This is a genomic window from Methylobacterium sp. WL8 (assembly GCF_008040045.1).
GTDB classification, from domain to species: domain Bacteria; phylum Pseudomonadota; class Alphaproteobacteria; order Rhizobiales; family Beijerinckiaceae; genus Methylobacterium; species Methylobacterium cerastii.
Genome location: NZ_VRVF01000185.1, coordinates 1 through 1,302, shown reverse-complemented (window position 1 = coordinate 1,302; position 1,302 = coordinate 1). Strand labels below are relative to the sequence as shown.

Genomic DNA, 1,302 nt, shown 5'->3' with positions numbered 1-1,302 from the left:
TCCGTGATATGATAAGTGTATTTCATGGAGAAATATCGTTAAACTTTGCGAGCTTTGAAGATATGTCTTCCGGACGCAGATGTGTGTATCGAAAAAGTAACTTAAAATCTCTATGACCACTAATGACCGCTACCTCGGCGATCGACAAACCTAGTTCGAAAAATCTCGATATCGCTTCATGTCGAAGATCGTGCCATCTGAAATCAGGTAACGAACAAGGTAGCATGACGCGACGCCACGCCATCTTCAACGCATCCTCAGTTGTCGGGAAAACGCGGGCGTCATTACAAGCTCCAAATCGGCGTTCGTTCAGTATCTCAAGAGCTCTAAGTGTGACTGGTATCGTTCGAGCATGGCCGTTCTTTGCTATCGGTATATGCAAGGTTCTCTTTATAACGTTTATATCACGCCATCTTAACGCCAAGACCTCGCCACGCCTCATTGCTGTTTCAAGACATAACTCTACCATCGGTAAGATGTATGGGTTTCTCGAGCGACAACAGGCTTCCCTGAGTATTTTCCATTCTCCGATTTCCAATCGCCGCGAACGGGAGTCCAAAGCCTGAGGCTTCTGAACCATAGCGAAGGGATTTTCCGGCAGAGGAACGTTCCATACTTTCCGGGCAACCTCGAAAGCATGACGGTAGATCGCAAGCTCACGATTTATGCTACTTGGCTTGATGGTTTGAAGTCGCAGGTCTCGATGGTGTGCCACTTGAGCCACCGTAACCGCACTGAGCGGCACTTTTGCGAGTGAATGTCGTAGGAGAGCACGGACGGCCATGCCTTCACGAACAGCGCCCTTTTTCGATGGGGTGACCTCAGCGAGATACCGAAGAAGGATGTCACCAACCGTCAAACTGTCGAAAACCTTGAGGCCCGAAGGCAATCCACGACGATCCGCTTCTGCCTCTGTCTTACGCCCCCAGGATTGTGCGTCGGCCTTAGACAGAAACGATCGAGTGAGGGGAGGGGAGCCTTTCACCCGAACTTGCGTTTGCCATTTACCATTGCGCTTACGAATCGATGCCACGTGATGCTCGCTGTGACCAGTTTGTGACCGGCCCGAACAACGATCGTTTCTGGGGGCTCCGACAAAGCGTAGAGCAAATGCTTAACCCCATGACCTACAACGATAAATCACCACCGAGGAAGACCTGATGCACACGGTCTTCCCGCACCCGACGCTATCCGAGATGATGCATGAGAGCGTGCTGGATGCTTATGGGAAGGTGATCCATACTTAGCTCTTTTTCTAATGATTTGTGGAAATATATCTCAATATATATTCCCGAATAGCTA

1 protein-coding gene is annotated in these 1,302 nt (G+C 49.6%); it reads right to left on the bottom strand.

Features of this window, described 5'->3' with window-relative positions:
* Positions 1–22: 22 nt before the first annotated feature.
* On the bottom strand, positions 23–1,033 hold the full coding sequence (locus FV234_RS25800; protein ID WP_147832441.1) for a site-specific integrase: 1,011 nt from the start codon (positions 1,031–1,033) through the stop codon (positions 23–25).
* Positions 1,034–1,302: the final 269 nt, after the last annotated feature.